We start from the raw sequence: 19,940 nt of genomic DNA on the forward strand, positions 1-19,940 counted from the left end.
CGATCTTGCCGTGACCAGTTTCAAGGACCTCGGCCTCTCCGAGAGCACGCTCGAGGCCCTGCAGGACGTCGGCTACGAGTCTCCCAGCCCCATCCAGGAGCAGGCGATCCCGCCGATGCTCGAGGGCCGGGACATGATCGGCCAGGCGCAGACGGGCTCGGGCAAGACCGCTGCGTTCGGCATCCCGATCATCGAGTACGTCGATCCGAGCGACTCCGACGTGCAGGCGCTCGTGCTCACGCCGACGCGTGAGCTCTGCATCCAGGTCACCCAGGCCCTGCGCGCCTACGGCCAGCGCAAGGGCGTCGACGTCGTGGCGACGTTCGGCGGCGCGCCGATCCGCTCCCAGCAGGCGCAGCTGCGCGCCGGCGGGCACGTCGTGGTCGGCACCGTCGGGCGCGTGCTCGACCTCATCAGCCGGCACTCGCTCATGCTCAGCTCGTGCCGGTTCGTCGTGCTCGACGAGGCCGACGAGATGCTCGACCTCGGGTTCCTCGAGGACGTCGAGAAGATCCTGTCGCTGACGCCGAACTCGCGCCAGACCGCGCTGTTCAGCGCGACGATGCCGCCGCCGATCCGCTCGCTGGCCGACCGGTACCTCTACGACCCGGCGCACATCAAGGTCAAGGCGGAGACGCTGACCGTCGACTCGGTGGAGCAGTTCCAGCTCCCGGTCGAATCGAAGGACAAGGCCGAGAAGCTCGTCGAGGTCCTCGCGGCCGAGAAGCCCGACCAGGCGATCGTCTTCGCGCGCACGAAGATCCGCACCGACCAGCTCTACCGCAAGCTCCGCGACAAGGGCATGAACGTCAAGGCGCTGCACGGCGACATGTCGCAGGGCGCGCGCGACGGCGTGATGCTCGGCTTCAAGAGCGGCCGCGTGCCGCTGCTGGTGGCGACCGACGTCGCGGCCCGCGGCCTCGACATCTCGACGGTCACCCACGTCGTCAACTTCGACGTCCCGACCTCGCCCGACGTCTACGTGCACCGCATCGGCCGCACCGGCCGCATCGGCCGCTCCGGCCGCGCGATCACGTTCGTCGAGTCGCGCCAGAAGAAGGAGCTGCTGGCGATCGAGGACCACATCGGCACCTCGATCTCCCCGTGGATCGAGGGCGCGCACGTCGCCCCGGCGAAGATCGAGGAGAAGCCCAAGCGCCACCGCAAGCCGCGCGCGAAGGCCGACGCCGACGGCGACTTCCGCACGCTGATCGCGGCCGCGGGCCTGGCCGACGGCGTCGAGGTCGCGGACATCGTCCACAAGGTCACCAAGGGCGCCGGGCTCGACGGCGAGGCGGTCCGCAACGTCCGCGTGCTGCAGCGCTTCTCGCTCTTCGAGGTGCCCGGCGACGAGCTCGACCGCGTGGCCGAGGCGCTCGGCAAGCAGGGCGTCGCGACCGAAGCCGCGCGGGCGTAGCCCGCGCAACTCCCACCGCCGAGGCGCGTTCCAACCTCGGCTAGCCTGGCTACGCAGCGCATGTCCGACGAGTCCCAGACCCAGCCCGACACCGCACAGCAGCAGCCCGAGGTCGCGCAGGCCGAGGTGACGCCGGAGGCCCCGGCGCGGGCCTGCTCGTCCTGCGGCGCCGCGCTCACCGCCGACCAGGACTGGTGCCTGGAGTGCGGGGCCGCGCAGCCCGGGCGCCTGGGCGGGCGGCCCGGCTGGCGGGCGGCGCTCACCGTGCTGGGCCTGACGACCGTCCTCGCGGGCGGCGCCGCGGCCGCCGCCTACGCCGCGCTCTCCAGCGACTCCGAGCAGACGCCGATCGCGCAGGCCCCGCCGGCGACGACGCCCACCGTCCCGCCGCCCACGGCGACCGCGCCGACGGGCACCGAGGTCATCGTCCCGACGACGCCCACGACGCCGACGACCGAGACGACGCCGAAGATCCCCGCGCCCGACAGCGAGAGCGCGGACGTCCCGGACGTCACCGACACGCCCGCGACCCCGGTCACGCCCGCCACCCCGGCGACGCCCTCCACCGGCTCGGGCTCCACCGGGTCGACCGGCTCCACCGACGACGGCGACACCGGCACCGAGACGACCGAGACGACCGAGACGACGGAGACCGAGCCTGAGCGCGTGGCGCTCGACCTGCCCAAGAGCGCGGCCGGCGCGTACGACCCGTACCAGCGGGCGACGAAGACCGGCGCGAAGCCCACGGATCCCGCGGACGCCATCGACGGCGACAAGGAGACCGCGTGGGAGGCCTCCGTCGGCGACGACGGCAAGGTCCAGGTCGGGCTCCTCATCAGCCTCAAGGCGACCCAGTCGCTCACGGACCTCGAGCTGACCACCGACACGCCGGGCTTCACGGTCGAGACCTACGCCACGCGCGCCAGCGAGCCGCCGCCGGACGTCCTCGACGACCGGTGGGAGCACGTCACCGACGCCCGCGACGCCGGCCTCACCGAGGAGCTGAAGCTCGACGGCAAGTACCGCCACGTGCTGCTGTGGTTCACGGTGCAGCCCGCGGACAAGAAGGTCCGCATCCCCGAAGTCAAGCTGTTCGACCAGTAGGAGAACCTCCGTCCCGATGCCGTCCGTCGCCACCATCCAGACCACCGAGGGCCCGATCACCCTCGAGCTCTACGACGAGGACGCGCCCAAGACGGTCGCGAACTTCAAGAAGCTCGCCAGCGACGGCTTCTACGACGGGGTGATCTTCCACCGCGTCATCAAGGACTTCATGATCCAGGGCGGCGACCCGACGGGCACCGGCTCCGGCGGCCCCGGCTACACGTTCGAGGACGAGTTCAACCAGCACAAGGTCGTCCGCGGCGCGATCGCGATGGCCAACGCCGGCCCGAACACGAACGGGTCGCAGTTCTTCATCGTCACCACCGACGCGGCGCCGTGGCTCGACGGCAAGCACACCGTGTTCGGCAAGGTCACCGAGGGCATGGACACGGTCGACAAGATCGAGGGCACGCAGACAGGCCCCGGCGATCGCCCGGTCAACGACATCGCCATGACCGGCGTCGAGGTCGCGGCCTAGCTCGACGCAGTGTCAGGTCCGGGTGGGGCTGTCCCGCCCGGACCGGTAGGCTCCTGGCTGGTCAGCCAAACCGGCGAGGAGGATCACCCCATGGCAGGCGTCACCGAACGCGTCGAGGACACAGTCGAGCCGTCCCAGGTCTCTGGCACTGCCAAGGGCTCGTCCGACGGCGTCATCGTGGTGGAGAACCCGGCGACGGGGCAGGAGATCGGCCGCGTCCCGGAGCTGTCGGCCGAGGCGGTCGCCGAGCTGGCGCGCAAGGGCCGCGCCGCGCAGCCGGGGTGGAACGCGCTGGGCTTCGAGGGCCGCGGCCGCGTCCTCAAGCGCGCGCAGAAGTGGATCGTCGACAACCGCGACCGCGTGATCCAGACGATCATGGCGGAGACCGGCAAGACGTACGAGGACGCCCTCACCGCCGAGTACAACTACGCCGCGGGCGCGTTCGGCTTCTGGGCCAAGAACGCCGGCAAGTACCTGGCGGACGAGAAGATCAAGACCGCGTCGCCCTTCGTCATGGGCCGCAAGCTCGTCGTCCGCTACCAGCCGCTCGGGCTGATCGGCGTCATCGGCCCGTGGAACTACCCGCTGACCAACTCGTTCGGCGACTGCATCCCGGCGCTCGCCGCGGGCAACTCGGTGATCCTCAAGCCGTCCGAGGTCACACCGATGACCTCGATGCTGATGGCGGAGATGCTGCGCGAGTGCGGCCTCCCCGAGGGCGTCTACCAGGTGGCGACCGGCCGCGGCGTGACCGCGCAGGCGCTCATCGACGAGTCCGACATGATCATGTTCACCGGCTCCACGGCGACCGGCAAGAAGGTCATGGAGCGGGCGGCGCAGACGCTGACGCCCGTCGCGCTGGAGCTCGGCGGCAAGGACCCGATGATCGTCCTCGCCGACGCCGACGTGGAGCGCGCGGCCAACGCGGCGGTCTACTACTCCTTCCAGAACGGCGGCCAGACCTGCATCTCGGTCGAGCGCGCCTACGTCGAGGAGCCGATCTACGACGAGTTCGTCAAGCGCGTCACCGAGAAGGCCCGCGCGCTGCGCCAGGGCGTCCCGGGCGAGCCGGGCTCGGTCGACGTCGGCGCCGTCACCTCGCCGCCGCAGATCGACATCATCGAGGACCACGTCAACGACGCCCGCGAGAAGGGCGCGCGGATCGTCGTCGGCGGCCACGCCAAGCGTGGCGAGCCGGGCAAGAGCGGCAACTTCTTCGAGCCGACGGTGCTGGTCGACGTCGACCACACGATGAAGGCGATGACCGAGGAGACGTTCGGCCCGACGCTCCCGATCATGAAGGTGCGCGACGCCGAGGAGGCCATCCGGCTGGCGAACGACTCGCCGTACGGCCTGGCCGGCTCGGTGTGGACGAAGGACGTCGCCAAGGGCGAGGCGGTCGCGCGGCGCGTGCAGTCCGGCGCGGTCGACGTCAACGACGCGATGATCAACTACACCGCGCTCGAGCTGCCGATGGGCGGCTGGAAGGCGTCGGGCCTGGGCTCGCGCCACGGCGCCGCCGGCATCCGCAAGTACTGCGCGCAGCAGGCGCTGCTCGTGACGCGGTTCGCGCCCAAGCGCGACGTCCACATGTTCCCGTACAAGAAGGGCACCACGAAGCTCATCGCGGGCCTCGTGAAGGTCCTCTACGGGCGGGGCAAGCGCTCGTAGCTCAGCCGCGACGGCTCATGGCGTGAACACCGCGCAGGTGGTCGTGCCGTGGGCCAGCAGCTTCCCGTCGGACTCGCGGGTCAGGTGGCCCTCCGCGGTCGCCACCCGCCGTCCGCTGCTGATCACGGTTCCCTCGCACAGGACGCGGCCGGTGTCGGCGGTCATCCCGCGGATGTACTTCACCGCCAGGTCGAGCGTCGTGTAGCCCACGCCCGGCGCCAGCGTCGTGTGCACCGCGCAGCCGAGCGCGGAGTCGAGCAGGGTCGCCGCGAACCCGCCGTGCACGCTGCCGATCGGGTTGTAGTGCTTCTGGGCCGGATGGCCGGCGAAGACGACCCGCCCCTCCTCGATCTCGATCGGCTCGAAGCCCATGAGGAGGGCGATCGGCGGGGGCGGGAGCTCGCCGGCCGCGACGGCCCGCATGACCTCCAGGCCGCTCATGTCGGCCAAGGCACTGGGTTGCATGACGCAACTCTACACGGCGCGCCTCGCCCTGATCCCCTCCCGCAGCAGCCGCGCCGGCTCGTCGGTCAGCGCGCCCGCCGCGACGAGCTCGCGCGCGTCGGCCTGCAGGTAGGGCCGCGTCGGCGGGTGCGCATCGGTGGCGACGACGTGCGCGAAGCCGTCCGCGACGAGCCGGCGGGCGGCCGCGGTGCGCGCCTCGCTCTCCTGCCCGGTGAGCGGGCCGACGTTGACCTCGAAGCGTGCGCCGCCGTCGAGCAGCGCGGTGAGCTTCGGCAGGCCGCCGTCGAGCACGTCCTTGCTGCGCTCCGGATGGGCGAGGAGCAAGCCGTAGCCACGCGCCTGCAGCTCGCGGGCGCCGTCCAGGAAGTCGTCCGAGACGCCCGAGAACGGCACCTCGTAGAGCACCCAACGAGCGTCCGGCGGGCCGTGGGCGATGATCTCGAGCTCCTCGGCGTCGAGGACCGGGATCGACTCGGGCTTCAGCTCGCCGCCGACCTCGACGGTGAGCGCGATGCCCTCGTCCGCGAGCGCGGCGCGGACCTCGTGGACGCGGTCGGGCAGCGTCCGCACGTCCACCTGCTCGACGTGCGGGGTGGCGACGATGGTGGTCGTGCCGGCGGCGACGGCGGCACGGGCGTAGGCGATGGACTGGTCCAGGGTCTCCGGGCCGTCGTCTACGCCCGGCAGGAGATGGCAATGCAGGTCGACGGAGAGCACACCTCGAGGCTAGGGTGCGCGTGTGGGTCCGGTTGTTGCGCACTTGACGCCGGTCGTCGAGCCCGTCCAGCTGCTCGGGCCGGCGCTCGCCGCGGGCCTGTACGCGCGGCGCTGCTCGACGCTGCGGCGCGCCGGGCGGCCCGTTCCCGCGTGGCGGCAGTGGTGCTTCTGCGGCGGTGTGCTGCTGGCGACGCTCGGGCTCGTCGTGCTGGGGCACCTCGCGGGGGAGCGGTTCGTCGCGCACATGGCCGAGCACCTGCTGCTCGGGGACCTGGCGGCGCTGCTGATCGTGCTCGGGCTGACCGGGCCGGTGCTCGCGCCGCTCCTGCGCGTGCGGTGGCTGCGGTGGGTGCGCGCGCTGGGGCACCCGGTCGTGGCGCTCGTGCTGTGGTCGGCCAACCTCGTCGTCTGGCACCTCGCGGCGCTGCACGAGGCCGCGCTGTCCTCCGAGGCCGTGCACGCCGTGCAGCACGCGTGCTTCGTGGCGACCGGCATCGGCATCTGGATGCCGCTCTTCGGGCCGCTCCCGCAGCCGGCGTGGTTCGGCAACGGGGCGAAGGTCGCGTACATCGTCGGGGTCCGCCTGCTGGGCACGGTGCTCGCCAACGTGCTGCTGTGGACCGGCCACCCGCTGTACGACGGCTACGACGTCGCCGACCGGCTCGAGGATCAGACCGCGGCGGCGTCGCTGATGATGATCGAGGGCTCGCTGCTGACGCTCGTGCTCTTCGGGTGGCTGTTCCTGCGCTGGATGGCGCAGGGGGAGGAGCGCCAGGCGCTGGTCGAGCTCGGCGCCGACGAGGCCCGCGCCGCCCGCGCGGTCGCCGCCGGGCGCGGGGAGGAGCTGCGCCGCCGGTTAGCCCCCGTTGAGGAGCGGGCACCACACTGACCTCATGAGCCTCGTCTCCAAGCTGATGAAGTTCGCCCGCACCCCGCAGGGCCGCCGCCTCGCCGACCAGGCGATGCGCACCGCCAAGGACCCGAAGACCAAGCGCCAGATCCAGCAGCTCACCAAGCAGCTGCAGAGCGGCCGCGGCAAGCGCCACTAGCTGGGGCGAACTCCTGGCCGCCCGTCCCTCCGGGCGGCCATGACCAGCATCAAGATCAGCGCCCTCGCGGCGCTCGCCGCCACGTCGTTCGCCTTCACCGCCTGCGGGGAGCAGGAGAAGGGCGAGGCCACCGCCGCCGCCGGCCAGCCGATGGCCGCGGAGGAGAAGATCGTCGACCTCGCCTCCGGCGAGACGGTCTCGACCACGCCAGAGGCCGCGCCCATCGCGGTCGCGGAGGGCGTCGACGACGGGATGTCGGCGCAGCTCCTCCGGCTGCAGCGCGTCGGGAAGGTCGTCACGGCGACGCTGCGGCTCGTCAACGACAGCGACAGCCTCTTCGACCCGGATCTCGAGGGCGAGAACGGCGAGTACGACACCGCGGAGGGGCTGAGGCTGGTCGATGAGGTCAACGGCCGCGAGCACTTCCCCCTCGAGAGCCCCGGCGGCGGGTGTCTGTGCTCGACGGACATCGGCGACATCGACCCGGGCGAGACCGCGGGCATCTCGGCGAAGTTCCCCGCACCGCCGGCGGACGTGACGCAGGTATCCCTCCACGTCCCGGAGTTCCAGTCCTTCGACGCGGTCCCGCTGGGGCAGTGAGGCTCGCGCTCGCCGTCGTCGCCCTCGCCGCGGTGCCCACCACCGCGGCGGCGGCCGCCGGGACGATCGTGCCGCTTACGCCGCGGATCGAGCCGGTGAGCGGGGTCGTGCGGGAGCAGTTCACGCGCATCGAGATCGCGCAGACGCGCACCGAGACGACGTACGCGCTGCCCGCGGACGTGCTGTTCGCGTTCGACTCCGCGCGGGTGACCGCGAAGGGGCGGCGCGCGCTGCGGCGATGGGCGCGCGAGCACCGGGACGGGCGGCGGGTCACCGTCGTCGGGCACACCGACGCGCGCGGGCCCGCCGCCTACAACCTCCGCCTCTCGCGCCGCCGAGCCGCGGCGGTCGCGCGGGTCCTCGGCGGCGCGGTCACCGTCAGGGCGCGCGGCGAAGCGCCGCCCGCCTCCCGCCGGGTCGAGCTGATCGTCCCGCGCCGGTAGGGGTCATGCGCCTTTTCGACCGTAGAGGTCGAAAAGGCGCACCACCCCCTCACGCGGCGACCGGCACCAGCGCGAACTCCGCGATCACCTCCGCGAGGCGGTCGGGCTGGTCGATCATCACCAGCGTCCGCGCACCCGGGATCGCCTCCACCCGCGCGTCCGGGATGACCGCCGCGAGGCGGTGCGCGTCGCGCAGCGGGAAGAGCCGCCGGTCGTCGACGCCCCATGCGAACAGCACCGGGCGGTCGAACCCCGCGAGCCGGCGCCCCGTGTCGAGCGTCAGCTCGTTGTCGATCGCCCGCGTGAAGCGGAGCGTGTCCTCGAAGACCCCGCGCACCTCGGCGAGCGGCCGCACCCACCCGCGCGCGAGGTCGTCGACGCCGCGGCTGGTGAGCAGGCCGTAGCCCAGCGGCGAGCGCCGGATCGCCCCGAACCGCATCGTCGCGCCCAGCGCCTTCATCGCCACCGGAAAGCGCGCGAGCGGCGGCAGGAGCTTGAAGAAGCTCGGCGGCATGTTCTCCATCACGTCGCAGTTCGTCAGCACCAGCGCGCCGAGGCGCTCGCCATGGTCCACCGCCACCACCTGGCACAGCGCGCCGCCGCTGTCGTTGCCCACGAGCACGACGTCCTCGAGCTCCAGCGCGTCGAGGAACGCCGCGATCAACGCCGCCACGCCCCGCGGCGTGAGGTCGGCGGCCGGCCCGAGCGCCTCCCGGTGCGCGCCCAGCGGCCACGTCGGCGCCAGGCACCGCAGCCCGCGCGCGCCGAGGCGCTGCGCCACGCCGCGCCACTGGTCGCCGCCCATGAGGTACCCATGGACGAACACGACGGGCCGCCCGGACGCCGGTCCGGCCTCCTCGTAGTGGATGGTTCCCTGCTGAAGCTGCACCGACGGCATCGCGATCACCCTTCGACGGAACTTGCGTACAGCCTGTACGTATTTACAGACAGACTGCATGGAAATCAAGCGACGCACGCAGGCGGAGCGCTCCGCCGCCACCCAGGAAGCCCTCATCGCCGCGGCCCGGCGCCTGTGGGCCGAGCGCGGCTACGCGGCCGTGGGCACGCCCGAGATCGCGCGCGAGGCCGGCGTCACCCGCGGCGCGATGTACCACCAGTTCGCGGACAAGGCCGACCTGTTCACCGCCGTTGTGGAGGCGGTCGAGGTCGACACGATGCAGCAGCTGGCCGAGCGCGTGGCGGCGGCGGGCGCGCGCGATCCCGCGACCGCGCTGCGGTCAGCGGCCGACGGCTGGCTGGAGGTCAGCCAGGAGCCGGAGGTCCGCCAGATCCTGCTCCTCGACGGCCCCGTCGTTCTCGGCTGGAAGGCGTTCCGCGACCTCACCCAGCGCTATGGCCTCGGGCTCACCGAGACGCTGCTGGACGCCGCGATGCGCGCGGGCCAGCTCAGGCGCCAGCCCACCCGCCCGCTCGCGCACGTCGTCATCGGCGCGATCGACGAGGCCGCGATGTACGTCGCGACCGCCGAGAACGCCGGCGCCGCCCTCACCGAGGTGCGGGCGGTCGTGCACGACATCCTCGACGGCCTCCTCAGCGCAGGCTGACGCCGAGGAGCTCCTCCAGCTGCGGGATCGTCTCGTCGGCGCTGACGTGCTTGACGGTCGCCATCCCCAGCTCCAGCGCCGGCTTCAGGTTCCCGCCCAGGTCGTCGACGAAGACGCAGGAGGACGGCGGCAGTCCGATCCGCTCCGCACCCAGCGCGTAGATCGCCGGGTCGGGCTTGCGCATCCCCACCTCGTGGGAGATCACGACGCCGTCGAACAGCCGCGGGAAGTCGTCGCGGTCGTACACGAGGGCCTCGCCCCAGGAGTTCGAGATGAGCCCCGTCCGCACCCCCGCGCGCTTGGCCGCCGCGACCGCCTCGATCATCGCCTCGTCGGGGCCCGCGTTTGCGAACAGCCTGCCGGCAAGTCCGTCGGCGCGGTCCTCCGACAGCCCGATGGCGCGCGCGAACTCGGTCTCGAACGTCGGGGCGTCGAGCTTGCCCAGCTCCAGCTCGAAGAGCAGCCGCTTGGGCTCCGGGGACGAGCGGAAGGCCTGCGCAACGAAGTCGTCCGGCAGGCCCTCCTCGCGGCAGAACACGGTGAAGCTCGCGAAGACGTTGGTGGTCAGGACGCCGCCGAAGTCGACGAGCAGCCCCTCACGCCCCGGCAAACGCCAGCTCCTCCGCGCGTCGCGCCAGCTCGACGACGCCCTCGCCGAACGACTTGAGGAACGGGTCGTCGGTGGTGCCGCTCACCGCGCGCTTGTAGTTGCCCTCCATGAAGACGATCGACTTCCACAGCGCCAGCGTCTGGTACCAGCGGATGTCGGTCATCGAGCGGCCGCTGCGCTCCTCGTACCGCGCGACCAGCTCGGCCCGCGTCGGGAAGCCCTCCTCGCGTGTCACGCCGGACAGCTCGAACATCCCGAGCGGCGGGTCGTCGCGGTCGGTCCACAGCGTGCAGAGGTAGCCGAGGTCGGCGAGCGGGTCGCCGATCGTCGCCATCTCCCAGTCGAACACGGCGATCACGCGCGCCGGCGAGTCCGGCGCGAGCATCACGTTGCCGAGCCGGTAATCGCCGTGGACGATCGTGGCGGCGGGCGACTCGGGCAGGTTCGACGCGAGCCAGCCGCCGACGCGCTCGACCGCGTCGATGTCGCGGGTCTTGTTGTGCTCCCAGAGCCCGGTGAACCGGCGCAGCTGACGTTCGAGGTAGCCGGTCGGCTTGCCGAAGCCCTCCAGGCCGGCCTGCTCCCAGTCGACGGCGTGGATCTCGACGAGCGCGTCGACGAGCGACTCGCCCATCCGGCGCCGGTCCTCGACGCTGTCCAGCGCCGCCGGGACCTCGCTCGTCACGACGTGGCCGTCGACCTTCTCCATCACGTAGAAGGGGGAGCCGATCACGCTGTCGTCCGCGCACGCGGCGAGCACGGCCGGCACGCGCGCCGCGCCGGCGACCGCCTGCAGCACGCGCGCCTCGCGCGTGACGTCGTGGGCCGACGGCGGGAGCGGCGGCCGCGGCGGGCGCCGGATCACGGCCTCCCAGTCGCCGCGGGTGATGACGAACGTGACGTTCGAGTGGCCCTCGCCGACCGGCGTCGCCTCGATCGGGCCCGAGCCCAGGCCGCGCTCGTCGAGGAACGCCTCCAGCGGCTCGGTGACCAGCAGCGGCGGCCGCTCGTTGCCCTCCGCCTCGGCGAAGGTCCGGACGATGTCGTCGGGCGCGATGGTGTGCACTAGGTGAGGTCTCCGGTTGCCTGCGTGAGCGACTGGCCCTGCAGCGCGAGCTTGAAGCACTCGCGCGCGATGACCATGCGGTGGACCTCCGACGCGCCGTCGTAGATCCGGGCGGCCCGCGCATCCTGGTAGATCCGGGCGATCGGGAGGTCCATCGCGATGCCCGCGGCGCCGTGGATCTGCACCGCGCGGTCCGCGATCCGCCCGAACGCCTCGGACACGAAGGTCTTCGTCATCGCGACCTCCTGCCGGTGCGGGAGGCCGTTCTCCACCTTCCACGCCGTGTGGAGGACCATGAGCCGGGACGCGTAGAGGTCCATCGCCGAGTCGGCGATCATGAACTGCAGACCCTGGTGGCGCGCCAGCTCCTTGCCGAACGCCTTGCGCTCCAGCAGCCGCTGGGCGGACAGGTCGAGCGCGCGCTGGGCCACGCCGATCCACCGCATCGCGTGCGCCAACCGTCCGCCCGCGAGCCGCTTCTGCGCGATCACGAAGCCCTCGCCCTCGCGGCCCAGCAGGTTCCCCACCGGCACCCGGACGTCGGTGAGCGTGATGACCGGGTGGCCGCCGGGGGAGTGGGAGCCCATCCACGCCGGCTCGCGCTCGACCTCCCAGCCGGGCGTGTCGGTCGGGACGAGGATGAGCGAGTAGTTGCGGTGGCCGGCGGCCTCGTCCGTCCCAGTCTTGGCGACGACGATCGCGAAGGCCGCGCCGATCGCGCCGGTGATGCACCACTTGCGGCCGTTGAGCACCCACTCGTCGCCGTCGCGGACCGCGGTGGTCTCGAGGTTGGTGGGATCGCTCGACGCCACGTCCGGCTCGGTCATCGCGAAGCACGACCGCGTACGGCCCTCGGCGAGCGGCCGCAGGTACGTCTCGAGCTGTTCCTCGTTGCCCGCGATGAGGAGCGTGTGCATGTTGCCCTCGTCGGGCGCCATCGCGTTGAGCCCGAGCGAGGCGAGCCCGCTGACGCCGCACTCCTGCGAGATCAGCGCCATGCCGAGCACGCCGATCCCCAGCCCGCCCCACTCCTCGGGCAGGTGCGGCGTGTAGATGCCCAGCTCGCGCGCGCGGTCGCGCAACCGGTCGACGACGTGCCAGCTGGCCAGCACGTCCTCCGGGTCCTCGATCTCCTGCTCCGCCGGGAGCACGTCCTCGTGGACGTACACCCGGATCCGGTCGAGCAGCTCGCGCAGCTCGGGCGGGATCGTGAAGTCGATGGCGCCGGCGGCCGGCGCGGACGGGACGGTCACGGGCGGGAACGCTACACCCGGGAAACCGCGCAACCTTCCTGCCTCTACCTTGTTCTCAGGTCGTGGGTGTGCCCGCCGCACACCTCCCCTCGTCCCCTCGTAGGAGGCCTCCTCCCATCCGCCGCTGCATCGCCCTCGTCCTGCTGCTCTGCGCCGCCCTCCCGGCCGGTGCCGCCCACGCCTCCAAGTCCCAGGAGCTCGTCTTCGACGCGCGCCGCGACGTGATGGACCCGGCGACACGCGCGGACGCGCTGGACGAGCTGCAGGCGATGGGCGTGACGCAGATGCGCCTGCTCATCTACTGGAAGGACGTGGCCCCGCAGCCGGAGAGCGCGACGCGGCCCAGCGTCGACCTCGCCGACCCCGCGTCGTACTCGTGGGGGCAGTACGCGGACGTGTTCGCGGCGGCGAAGGAGCGGGGGATCGAGGTCCTTCCGACGCTGACGCTGCCCGGCCCGAAGTGGGCGATGCGGGACAAGAAGGACTTCCTGACGTACCCCAACGCGTCGCTCTTCGGGCAGTTCACCGAGGCCGTGGCGAAGAAGTTCGGCGCCGACGTCGACACGTGGGCGTTCGGCAATGAGCCCAACCACCCGGACTTCCTGCGCCCGCAGTTCAAGAGCGGGAACGTGGCGTCGGGGCGTGTGTACCGCCAGCTCTACCAGGCCGGGACGAAGGCGCTCGACCGCAGCGGCAACGGCGACGACGCCAAGCTGCTGGGCGAGCTGCTGCCGCGTGGCTCCAACAACCCCGGCAGCGACCCGGCGAAGTCCCGCGTCACGCCGCTGGCCTTCCTCCGGCAGGTCCTCTGCCTCGACAGCGACTACAAGAAGGTCGGCAGCTGTGGGCGGCTCGACATCGACGGTGTCTCGCTGCACCCGTACTCGACCGCTGGCCAGAACCCGTGGTTCGCGTCGCCGCTGAAGGACGACGTGACGATCGGGACGCTGTCGCGGCTGACGAGCGCGCTCGACAAGGCCGCGCGGGCGGGGGTGGTGCGCAAGTCGATGCCGCTGTGGCTGACTGAGTACGGCGTCCAGTCGTCGCCCGACCGCATCACGGGCGTCTCGATTCAGAAGCAGATGGAGTACCGCGCGATGGCCGAGCGGATCTCGTGGGCCAACCCGCGCGTGAAGGCGTTCTCGCAGTACCTGCTCACCGACGACCCGCCCGTCGAGAACACGACGCCGAACCGGCGGTACCAGAACTTCGAGTCGGGCCTCCGCTACTCGACCGGCGGCGACAAGCCCAGCCTCAGCTCGTTCCCGCTGACGATCTCGGCGCTGCGCAAAGGGTCGAAGGTGTCGCTGTGGGGCCTCGTGCGCCCCGCGAAGGCGGCGACCGACGTGACGATCCTGTACCGCAACGGCAGCTCCGGCGACTTCAAGCCGCTCAAGAGCGTGCGGACCGACGCGCGCGGCTACTTCACGACGTCGACCTCGTTCCGCTCCGGCCGCCAGTACAAGCTGCGGTGGGACGACCCGCGCGCCGCGGCGCTGCCGCAGGTGGCGGACGACGCGGTCACCGCCATCAAGCGCGGATAGCGCGGGCGCACGCGGGTACGCTCGCGCCCAGATGGCGCAGCAGCTCTGGCTCCTGCGGCACGGCGAGGCCGTGCCGCACGACGCGGCCGCCGGTGACGACGGGCGCGCCCTCACCGATCGCGGGCGCGCGCAGGCCGCGGCCGCCGGCCGGGCGTTCGCCGCGCTCGAGCTGACGTTCCAGTTCGTGTTCACCAGCCCGAAGCTGCGCGCCGACGAGACCGCGCGGATCGCGTGCGCGGCGGGCGGGCTGGGGGAGCCGGTCGTGCACCAGCCGCTGCACTCGGAGTTCGACGTCCGCGAGGCGCTCGCGCTGATGGCCGCGGCCGGCCCGGACCACCGCGTGCTCGTCGTCGGCCACAACCCGGACTTCGAGCTGGTGGTCCACGACCTCACCGGTGGCCGCATCGAGATGAAGAAGGGCGGCGCCGCGGGCGTGCGCCTCACCGGCCCGTCGGGCGGCGAGCTCGTCTCGATCCTGCGCCCGCGCGAGCTCGAGCGGATCGCCGGCTAGCCGTCGAGCGCGCGGAGGGCGGCGCCCGCGGCCTGGAGGATCGGGTCGAAGACCGGCGCGACCGGCGGGGCGTAGCCGAGGTCGAGCCCGTCCACGTCGTCGATCGTCATCTCCGCCCAGATCGCGGTCGCGAGCACGTCCACGCGCTTGGCCGCGCCCTCGGTGCCGACGAGCTGGCCGCCGAGCAGCCGCCGGGTGCCCCGCTCCACCACGAGCTTGACCCAGATCGGGCCGCTGCCCGGGAAGTACCGGGCACGGGTCGTCGCCTCCACCGTCGCGCACACGACGTCGAGGCCCGCGTCGCGCGCCTCGCGCTCGCTCAGCCCCGTCCGCGCGACCTCGCGCGAGCAGATGCGCGACACCGCGGTGCCGAGCACGCCGGGGAACCGCGCGCTCCCGCCCGTCGCGTTGACGCCGGCGACGCGGCCCTGGCGGTTGGCGTGGGTGCCGAGCTGGACGTTCACCGGCCGCTGCAGCACGCGGTGCCACGACTCGACGCAGTCGCCGGCCGCGTACACGCCGTCGAACCCGGGCACGCGCTGGCGCTCGTCGACCATCAGCGCGCCGGTCGCGCCCACGAGCATCCCGGCCTCTCGCGCGACCTGCACCGCCGGCTTCACGCCCGTCGCGACGACGACCTGATCGGCGGCGATCCGCTCGCCGCCCGCGACCACGACCGCGTCGGGCCTGCCGTCCGCGCCCGCCTCGACCGCCTCGAGCGGCGTGCCGGTGCGGACGGTGATGCCCTCCCGCTCGGCGCCCTCCTGCACGTGCCGGGCCATGTCGGCGTCGAGCGTTCCCGCCATCACCTGGTCGGCGGCCTCGACGAGCGTCACCGTCAGGCCGCGCTTGACGAGCGCCTCGGCCATCTCGATGCCGATGTAGCCGGCGCCGACGACCACCGCGTGGCCACCGTCGCCAAGGCGCGCGTCGAGGCGCTGGGCGGCGTCCACGGTGCGTGCGGGCTCCACGAGGTCGGCGCCGGGCACGGGCGGCGCGAACGCCTCGGCGCCGGTGGCGACGACGAGCTGGTCGAACGGCTCGCGCCGCTCGTCGCGGCCGTCCACCACCACGGTCAGCTCGCGCGCGTCGAGGTCGATGGCGACGACCTCGTGGCCGACGCGCGCGTCGATGCCGCGCTCGCGGTGCTGCTCGTGCGAGCGGACGATCAGCCGGTCCGCGTCGTGGAAGTCGCGCCCGAGGAAGTACGGGATGCCGCACGCCGAGTACGACGTGTACGGCCCGCGCTCGAACGCGACGATCTCGAGCTCCGGTGAGCGGCGGCGGGCCTGACTGGCCGCGGACATGCCCGCGGCATCCCCGCCGATGATCGCCAGTCGCTCCGCCATCTGCGCGGGGAGGCTACCCCCGCACGCGCCTCACCACCCGAGGACCGCGTTCCAGCGCTCGGCGCTGTACTCCGTGTCGCGCTCGTGCAGGTCGCCGTTGCCGCGCGGGTGCGTCTGGAGCACGAAGCCGATCTCGCGGTCGTCGCTCTCCGGCGGCTCCTTGGTGAACCGCTCCGCGCGCTCGTCGACAGGTGGCGTGAACAGGTCGTCCATCCCGGCTCCTCCCTCAGGGTCGTTCCCGGTCCTGCTCAGAGGAGGGTGCCACCTGTTGCGGGGGTGTCAACCCTGATTCGCGGGTCAACCGGAGAGTCGTAGGATCGGAGGGCAGGTGCCCGAGCTTCCCGAGGTCGAGATCACGGCGCGCCGCCTCTCAGAGGCGGTGTCAGGCGCCGTGGTGGAGTCGACGATGGCGCCGGGCATCAACGCGCTGAAGACGTTCGACCCGCCGCTGCATGCGCTCGACGGGCAGCGGCTCGAGGGCGTTCGCCGCATCGGCAAGCACCTCGTCATCGACGTCGAGGGCGACCTGCACGTGCTCGTGCACCTCATGAGCGCCGGTCGCCTCCAGCTCTACGACAAGCGCGCGTCGATGCGCGACCGCACCTCACGGCTCCTCCTGCGCCTCTCCGGCGGGGAGGGCGAGCGTGAGCTGCGGCTGCGTGAGTTCGGCACGAAGCAGGCGGCGTGGGTGAAGGTCCTGCGCGGCGAGGAGGCCGTCCGGGCCGACGACGCGATCGCGACGCTCGGGCCCGAGGCGTGGCCCGAGCCGCCCGAGGACCTCGCCGCGGTGCTGAAGGCGCCGCGCCCGCTCCACAGCCTGCTGCGCGATCAGCGCGTCATCACGGGCATCGGTCGCTCCTGGGTCGACGAGATCCTCTGGACGGCGAAGCTCTCTCCCTTCAAGCGCGGCGACGATCTGAGCGCCGAGGAGGCAGACACCCTGCGCACCGCGATCCGCGACGTCCTGGACGGCGCGATCCAGCACTACGAGGAGGTCGTGCACCTCCCGATCCCCGACAAGCTCCCGCTTCCGCTGCAGGTGCACCGGAAGGCCGGCGAGCCGTGTCCGCGCTGCGGCACGACCATCGAAGCGGTCCACTACGAGGACTACGTCATGTGCTACTGCCCGCACGACCAGACGGGCGGCAAGGTCCTCAAGGACCGGCGGCTCTCCCGCCTGCTCAAGTGACGGCCGGACGGGAAGAACGAAGCGACATGCTGCAACGGCGGACGAAGATCGTCGCGACCCTCGGGCCCGCGACCGACCGGGCCGGGCTGCTCGACAGCCTCGTGGCGGCGGGCATGGACTGCGCGCGCCTCAACTGCTCCCACGGGACCCACGAGGAGCTGCGCGAGCGGACGGCGGCGGTACGCGCCGCGGCGGAGCGGGCCGGGCGCCCGATCGGCCTGCTGTTCGACCTCCAAGGGCCGAAGCTGCGGCTGTCGGCCGGGGTGGAGGAGCGCGAGGTGAAGCCGGGCGAGGAGCTCGTGTTCTGCGGCTCGGGCAACGGCGCTGAGGACGCGCGCGTGCAGGTGGAGTTCGAGTCGTTCGCGTCGCTGGTGACCGAGCGCTCGCAGATCGTGATCGGCGACGGCGTGCCGCGGTTCGCGGTCGACCGCGTCGAGGGCGACCAGGTCGTCGCGCGCGCCGTCTCGCCCGGGCCGGTCGTCGCGCGCAAGGGCGTCAACGTGACGTACGCGCGGCCCGAGCTGCCGGCGATCACCGAGAAGGACGTGCAGGACCTCGCGCTCGCCGCCGAGCTGGGCGCGGACTTCGTGGCGCTCTCGTTCGTCCGCGGTGCGGGCGACATCGAGCAGCTGCGCCGGCTGCTGCACGAGCACGGGTCGAAGGCGAAGGTCATCGCCAAGATCGAGAAGATCGAGGCGTACGAGCACCTCGACGAGATCATCGACGTCGCCGACGGGCTGATGGTCGCGCGCGGCGACTACGGCGTCGAGGCGGGCGTCGCGCACGTGCCGCTCATGCAGAAGGACACGATCTTCCGCGCGACGCAGGCGGGCAAGTTCGTCATCACGGCGACGCAGATGCTCGAGTCGACGATCAACGCGCCCGAGCCCACGCGGGCCGAGGCGGCGGACGTCGCGAACGCGGTCATCGACGGGACGTCCGCGGTGATGCTGAGCGGCGAGACGTCGATCGGCTCGTATCCGGTGGAGGCGGTGTCCGCGATGGCGGAGATCGCGCAGGCGGCCGAGCAGGCGCCGTCGATCCACGGTCGCGCCCGCCCGGTGCCCGACCGGCGGGCGAACGCCGCGGTGCTGCGGGCGGCGGTCGAGCTCGCCGAGGAGCTCGGCGCCGCGGCCCTGATCATCCCCACGACGACCGGCGGCGCGGCGCGCACCTGCGCGAAGTACCGGCGCAAGCAGCCGATCGTGGCGCTGGCGCACGACGTGGGCGTGGCCGAGCAGCTCACGCTGGAGTGGGGCGTCTATCCGTCCACCATGGGCGTCGCGGGCTCGGTCGACGACATGGTCGACGAGGCGCTGACGACCGCCCGCGACGTCGCGGGCCTGCGTCCCGGAGCGCGGGTCGTCCTCACGGCGGGCCGCCAGACCGGCACGCCGGGCGCGACGAACCTGGTGATGGTCCGCGAGATCCCCTAGCGGGTCGGACCGCCGGTCGGGACGACTTCCGACCGGCGGGCCGTGGCGCCGCGGGCGCGGCTCCCGCACCATCTCCCCATCGACTGCTCACCGCCGGGACGCGCCAGACCAGGACACGTGTGACCCGGCCATCAGACGCCCGGCCCCGCTGGACTCGGACGGTGGGGACGGGAAGGCGACCGGCGGCCACGGCATCCGCGAGAGCGGACGCCACAGCGGCCGCCGGACACGCCACTCTCCGTCAGGGCCATGCACCTGCTGGCCGGTCAGACTGTGGGGCATGATCGAGACCGGCCAGCAGGCTCCTGACTTCGAGCTCCCCGACCAGGACGGCAACCCCGTCAAGCTCTCGGACCTCCGCGGCAAGAAGGTCGTCCTCTACTTCTACCCCAAGGCCGACACGCCCGGATGCACCACCCAGGCGTGCGGCATCCGCGACCACGCGAGCGACTACGACGCGGCCGGCGCGGTCGTGCTCGGCGTCTCGCCCGACCCGGTCGCGAAGGTCAAGAAGTTCCACGCCGGGCAGTCGCTGAACTTCACGTTGCTGGCCGACGAGGGCCACGCGGTCGCCGACCAGTACGGCACGTGGGTCGAGAAGTCGATGTACGGCCGCACGTACTGGGGCAACGCCCGCGCGACGTTCGTCATCGACGAGGAGGGCACGGTCCGCCACGTCATCCCGAAGGCGACGCCGAAGACGCACGACGACGTCGTGCTGAAGGCGCTCGCCGAGCTCTAGGCCCGGTCCGCCTCCACCACCCCCGGCAGCGGCGTCGTGCCGTCGAACGCGGCGGCCATCGCGTCGACGCCGTGCTGGGGATGGGCGCGCTCCACCAGGTCCGCGCGCTGCCGCCGCTTGGCCGCCTCGTCGACGCCGAGCGCCGCGGAGAAGCTCCCCTTCAGCGCCTCGTCGGCCTCGCCGTCGCGGTTGAACGACCACATGAGCATCGCGTCGCCCATCGGCAGCGGGTCGCCTTCGCCCGGGCGGTCGTGGCGCCCGGTGTGCCAGGTGTGCCACGTCTTGCCGTAGCTGTTCATCAGCTGGGCGAGGAACGCCTTCTCCGCGACGTCCGGCAGGCCGGGCGCGACGAGCTGGCCGGAGAGGATCTCGTAGTTGTGCGGGTGCCACATGCCCTGCTCGTCCTGGGGCAAGGTCGCGAACAGCCGCTCGGAGACGATGTACTCGATCCCGATCAGGTTCGCGTCCTTCGTGTTGCCGTCGAAGATCACGCACTGCAACAGGTCCTGGTTGACCTGCCGGCAGAAGTGGTGCGCCTCCATCTGCATCTCCGGCTCGTGGTGCCCGCAGTGCAGGCCCGCGACGTAGATGTCGAAGTCCTTGAGCGGCGTCATGTCCTGCAGGACGGCGGCGCCCGCCTCGAGCGTCTGCCGCCACAGCGAGCGGCCCTCGCCGGCGGGCGTCGTCGGGCTCTCGCGCTTGGGGATCGTCGGGTTGGCCATGTGGAGGCC

General features: G+C 72.5%; 23 protein-coding genes. 14 read left to right on the forward strand and 9 right to left on the reverse strand.

Going from position 1 to position 19,940, the window contains the following annotated elements; genetic code table 11:
- The first annotated feature begins 10 nt into the window (after nt 1-10).
- The 4 genes from AC1UE5_RS13025 to AC1UE5_RS13040 all read left to right on the forward strand — a co-directional run bounded on the left by AC1UE5_RS13025 (nt 11) and on the right by AC1UE5_RS13040 (nt 4,670).
- Nucleotides 11-1,417 (forward strand): DEAD/DEAH box helicase, encoded by a 1,407-nt coding sequence (locus AC1UE5_RS13025; RefSeq protein WP_482923967.1) that lies wholly within the window; start codon nt 11-13, stop codon nt 1,415-1,417.
- 60 nt (nt 1,418-1,477) lie between these two features.
- The gene (locus AC1UE5_RS13030; protein WP_482923969.1) at nt 1,478-2,521 is read left to right on the forward strand and encodes a hypothetical protein; all 1,044 of its coding nucleotides are present in this window, start codon (nt 1,478-1,480) and stop codon (nt 2,519-2,521) included.
- A 16-nt stretch (nt 2,522-2,537) separates the two neighbouring features.
- Complete coding sequence (locus tag AC1UE5_RS13035; protein WP_482923971.1) at nt 2,538-2,999, forward strand: peptidylprolyl isomerase; 462 nt, start codon at nt 2,538-2,540, stop codon at nt 2,997-2,999.
- A gap of 90 nt (nt 3,000-3,089) precedes the next feature.
- Nucleotides 3,090-4,670: an aldehyde dehydrogenase family protein gene (locus AC1UE5_RS13040; RefSeq protein ID WP_482923973.1), complete on the forward strand. Its 1,581-nt coding sequence runs from the start codon at nt 3,090-3,092 to the stop codon at nt 4,668-4,670.
- A 15-nt stretch (nt 4,671-4,685) separates the two neighbouring features.
- Here AC1UE5_RS13040 and AC1UE5_RS13045 read toward each other — a convergent pair whose 3' ends face one another.
- Nucleotides 4,686-5,135, reverse strand: a complete 450-nt coding sequence (locus AC1UE5_RS13045) for a PaaI family thioesterase (protein WP_482923975.1) — start codon at nt 5,133-5,135, stop codon at nt 4,686-4,688.
- A 9-nt stretch (nt 5,136-5,144) separates the two neighbouring features.
- Nucleotides 5,145-5,852, reverse strand: a complete 708-nt coding sequence (locus tag AC1UE5_RS13050; protein ID WP_482923977.1) for a CpsB/CapC family capsule biosynthesis tyrosine phosphatase — start codon at nt 5,850-5,852, stop codon at nt 5,145-5,147.
- A gap of 22 nt (nt 5,853-5,874) precedes the next feature.
- Here AC1UE5_RS13050 and AC1UE5_RS13055 point away from each other — a divergent pair, with 22 nt between their 5' ends.
- Genes AC1UE5_RS13055 through AC1UE5_RS13070 form a run of 4 tightly spaced genes read left to right on the forward strand, consistent with a single transcriptional unit; the run spans nt 5,875 to nt 7,944 of the window.
- Nucleotides 5,875-6,741 (forward strand): cytochrome c oxidase assembly protein, encoded by an 867-nt coding sequence (locus tag AC1UE5_RS13055; protein WP_482923981.1) that lies wholly within the window; start codon nt 5,875-5,877, stop codon nt 6,739-6,741.
- Nucleotides 6,742-6,745: 4 nt separating this feature from the next.
- Nucleotides 6,746-6,901 (forward strand): hypothetical protein, encoded by a 156-nt coding sequence (locus AC1UE5_RS13060; protein ID WP_482923983.1) that lies wholly within the window; start codon nt 6,746-6,748, stop codon nt 6,899-6,901.
- A gap of 39 nt (nt 6,902-6,940) precedes the next feature.
- A complete protein-coding gene (locus tag AC1UE5_RS13065) occupies nt 6,941-7,501 on the forward strand; it encodes a hypothetical protein (protein ID WP_482923986.1) in 561 nt (186 codons plus the stop codon).
- Nucleotides 7,498-7,944 carry an OmpA family protein gene (locus AC1UE5_RS13070; RefSeq protein WP_482923989.1) on the forward strand — a complete coding sequence of 149 codons (447 nt, stop codon included), beginning with the start codon at nt 7,498-7,500 and terminating at the stop codon, nt 7,942-7,944. Before AC1UE5_RS13065 ends, AC1UE5_RS13070 begins: the two co-directional genes overlap by 4 nt.
- Nucleotides 7,945-7,993: 49 nt before the next feature.
- On the opposite strand, the gene AC1UE5_RS13075 is transcribed toward AC1UE5_RS13070, so the two are convergent.
- Nucleotides 7,994-8,842 carry an alpha/beta fold hydrolase gene (locus tag AC1UE5_RS13075; RefSeq protein ID WP_482923992.1) on the reverse strand — a complete coding sequence of 283 codons (849 nt, stop codon included), beginning with the start codon at nt 8,840-8,842 and terminating at the stop codon, nt 7,994-7,996.
- Nucleotides 8,843-8,900: 58 nt separating this feature from the next.
- On the opposite strand from AC1UE5_RS13075, the gene AC1UE5_RS13080 reads away from it, so the two are divergent.
- Nucleotides 8,901-9,509: a TetR/AcrR family transcriptional regulator gene (locus tag AC1UE5_RS13080; RefSeq protein WP_482923994.1), complete on the forward strand. Its 609-nt coding sequence runs from the start codon at nt 8,901-8,903 to the stop codon at nt 9,507-9,509.
- Here the strand turns inward: AC1UE5_RS13080 and AC1UE5_RS13085 are convergent.
- Genes AC1UE5_RS13085 through AC1UE5_RS13095 form a run of 3 tightly spaced genes read right to left on the reverse strand, consistent with a single transcriptional unit; the run spans nt 9,496 to nt 12,438 of the window.
- Nucleotides 9,496-10,119, reverse strand: coding sequence for an HAD family hydrolase (locus AC1UE5_RS13085; protein WP_482923996.1), 624 nt, complete (start codon nt 10,117-10,119; stop codon nt 9,496-9,498). The genes AC1UE5_RS13080 and AC1UE5_RS13085 overlap by 14 nt on opposite strands.
- Nucleotides 10,106-11,185 carry a phosphotransferase family protein gene (locus AC1UE5_RS13090; RefSeq protein ID WP_482923997.1) on the reverse strand — a complete coding sequence of 360 codons (1,080 nt, stop codon included), beginning with the start codon at nt 11,183-11,185 and terminating at the stop codon, nt 10,106-10,108. Before AC1UE5_RS13090 ends, AC1UE5_RS13085 begins: the two co-directional genes overlap by 14 nt.
- Nucleotides 11,185-12,438, reverse strand: coding sequence for an acyl-CoA dehydrogenase family protein (locus AC1UE5_RS13095; protein ID WP_482924000.1), 1,254 nt, complete (start codon nt 12,436-12,438; stop codon nt 11,185-11,187). Before AC1UE5_RS13095 ends, AC1UE5_RS13090 begins: the two co-directional genes overlap by 1 nt.
- 68 nt (nt 12,439-12,506) lie before the next feature.
- Here AC1UE5_RS13095 and AC1UE5_RS13100 point away from each other — a divergent pair, with 68 nt between their 5' ends.
- Nucleotides 12,507-13,982: a hypothetical protein gene (locus AC1UE5_RS13100; protein WP_482924003.1), complete on the forward strand. Its 1,476-nt coding sequence runs from the start codon at nt 12,507-12,509 to the stop codon at nt 13,980-13,982.
- A 31-nt stretch (nt 13,983-14,013) separates the two neighbouring features.
- Nucleotides 14,014-14,493: a SixA phosphatase family protein gene (locus AC1UE5_RS13105; protein ID WP_482924005.1), complete on the forward strand. Its 480-nt coding sequence runs from the start codon at nt 14,014-14,016 to the stop codon at nt 14,491-14,493.
- Here the strand turns inward: AC1UE5_RS13105 and AC1UE5_RS13110 are convergent.
- Nucleotides 14,490-15,842, reverse strand: coding sequence for an FAD-dependent oxidoreductase (locus AC1UE5_RS13110; RefSeq protein WP_482924008.1), 1,353 nt, complete (start codon nt 15,840-15,842; stop codon nt 14,490-14,492). The two genes, AC1UE5_RS13105 and AC1UE5_RS13110, sit on opposite strands and share 4 nt — an antisense overlap.
- 30 nt (nt 15,843-15,872) lie before the next feature.
- Entirely contained in the window at nt 15,873-16,055 is a 183-nt protein-coding gene (locus AC1UE5_RS13115) for a hypothetical protein (protein ID WP_482924010.1), read from the reverse strand.
- Nucleotides 16,056-16,170: 115 nt separating this feature from the next.
- Between AC1UE5_RS13115 and AC1UE5_RS13120 the strand changes: the two genes are divergently transcribed.
- The 3 genes from AC1UE5_RS13120 to bcp all read left to right on the forward strand — a co-directional run bounded on the left by AC1UE5_RS13120 (nt 16,171) and on the right by bcp (nt 19,209).
- Nucleotides 16,171-17,031 carry a DNA-formamidopyrimidine glycosylase family protein gene (locus tag AC1UE5_RS13120; protein WP_482924012.1) on the forward strand — a complete coding sequence of 287 codons (861 nt, stop codon included), beginning with the start codon at nt 16,171-16,173 and terminating at the stop codon, nt 17,029-17,031.
- A gap of 26 nt (nt 17,032-17,057) precedes the next feature.
- A complete protein-coding gene (pyk, locus tag AC1UE5_RS13125; RefSeq protein WP_482924014.1) occupies nt 17,058-18,467 on the forward strand; it encodes a pyruvate kinase in 1,410 nt (469 codons plus the stop codon).
- Between the two features lie 280 nt (nt 18,468-18,747).
- Nucleotides 18,748-19,209 carry a thioredoxin-dependent thiol peroxidase gene (bcp, locus tag AC1UE5_RS13130; protein WP_482924016.1) on the forward strand — a complete coding sequence of 154 codons (462 nt, stop codon included), beginning with the start codon at nt 18,748-18,750 and terminating at the stop codon, nt 19,207-19,209.
- Here the strand turns inward: bcp and AC1UE5_RS13135 are convergent.
- Nucleotides 19,206-19,931 carry an OBAP family protein gene (locus AC1UE5_RS13135; RefSeq protein ID WP_482924018.1) on the reverse strand — a complete coding sequence of 242 codons (726 nt, stop codon included), beginning with the start codon at nt 19,929-19,931 and terminating at the stop codon, nt 19,206-19,208. The two genes, bcp and AC1UE5_RS13135, sit on opposite strands and share 4 nt — an antisense overlap.
- Nucleotides 19,932-19,940: the final 9 nt, after the last annotated feature.

The sequence above is a fragment of the Parviterribacter multiflagellatus genome, from assembly GCF_056863265.1.

What these genes read in the sequence shown, in the direction of transcription:
- AC1UE5_RS13030 (WP_482923969.1), top strand. Translation starts at nt 1,478, where the DNA reads ATGTCCGACGAGTCCCAGACCCAGCCCGACACCGCACAGCAGCAGCCC.
- AC1UE5_RS13035 (WP_482923971.1), top strand. Translation starts at nt 2,538, where the DNA reads ATGCCGTCCGTCGCCACCATCCAGACCACCGAGGGCCCGATCACCCTC.
- AC1UE5_RS13040 (WP_482923973.1), top strand. Translation starts at nt 3,090, where the DNA reads ATGGCAGGCGTCACCGAACGCGTCGAGGACACAGTCGAGCCGTCCCAG.
- AC1UE5_RS13045 (WP_482923975.1), bottom strand. Translation starts at nt 5,135, where the DNA reads ATGCAACCCAGTGCCTTGGCCGACATGAGCGGCCTGGAGGTCATGCGG.
- AC1UE5_RS13060 (WP_482923983.1), top strand. Translation starts at nt 6,746, where the DNA reads ATGAGCCTCGTCTCCAAGCTGATGAAGTTCGCCCGCACCCCGCAGGGC.
- AC1UE5_RS13065 (WP_482923986.1), top strand. Translation starts at nt 6,941, where the DNA reads ATGACCAGCATCAAGATCAGCGCCCTCGCGGCGCTCGCCGCCACGTCG.
- AC1UE5_RS13075 (WP_482923992.1), bottom strand. Translation starts at nt 8,842, where the DNA reads ATGCCGTCGGTGCAGCTTCAGCAGGGAACCATCCACTACGAGGAGGCC.
- AC1UE5_RS13080 (WP_482923994.1), top strand. Translation starts at nt 8,901, where the DNA reads ATGGAAATCAAGCGACGCACGCAGGCGGAGCGCTCCGCCGCCACCCAG.
- AC1UE5_RS13105 (WP_482924005.1), top strand. Translation starts at nt 14,014, where the DNA reads ATGGCGCAGCAGCTCTGGCTCCTGCGGCACGGCGAGGCCGTGCCGCAC.
- AC1UE5_RS13110 (WP_482924008.1), bottom strand. Translation starts at nt 15,842, where the DNA reads ATGGCGGAGCGACTGGCGATCATCGGCGGGGATGCCGCGGGCATGTCC.
- AC1UE5_RS13115 (WP_482924010.1), bottom strand. Translation starts at nt 16,055, where the DNA reads ATGGACGACCTGTTCACGCCACCTGTCGACGAGCGCGCGGAGCGGTTC.
- pyk (WP_482924014.1), top strand. Translation starts at nt 17,058, where the DNA reads ATGCTGCAACGGCGGACGAAGATCGTCGCGACCCTCGGGCCCGCGACC.
- bcp (WP_482924016.1), top strand. Translation starts at nt 18,748, where the DNA reads ATGATCGAGACCGGCCAGCAGGCTCCTGACTTCGAGCTCCCCGACCAG.
- AC1UE5_RS13135 (WP_482924018.1), bottom strand. Translation starts at nt 19,931, where the DNA reads ATGGCCAACCCGACGATCCCCAAGCGCGAGAGCCCGACGACGCCCGCC.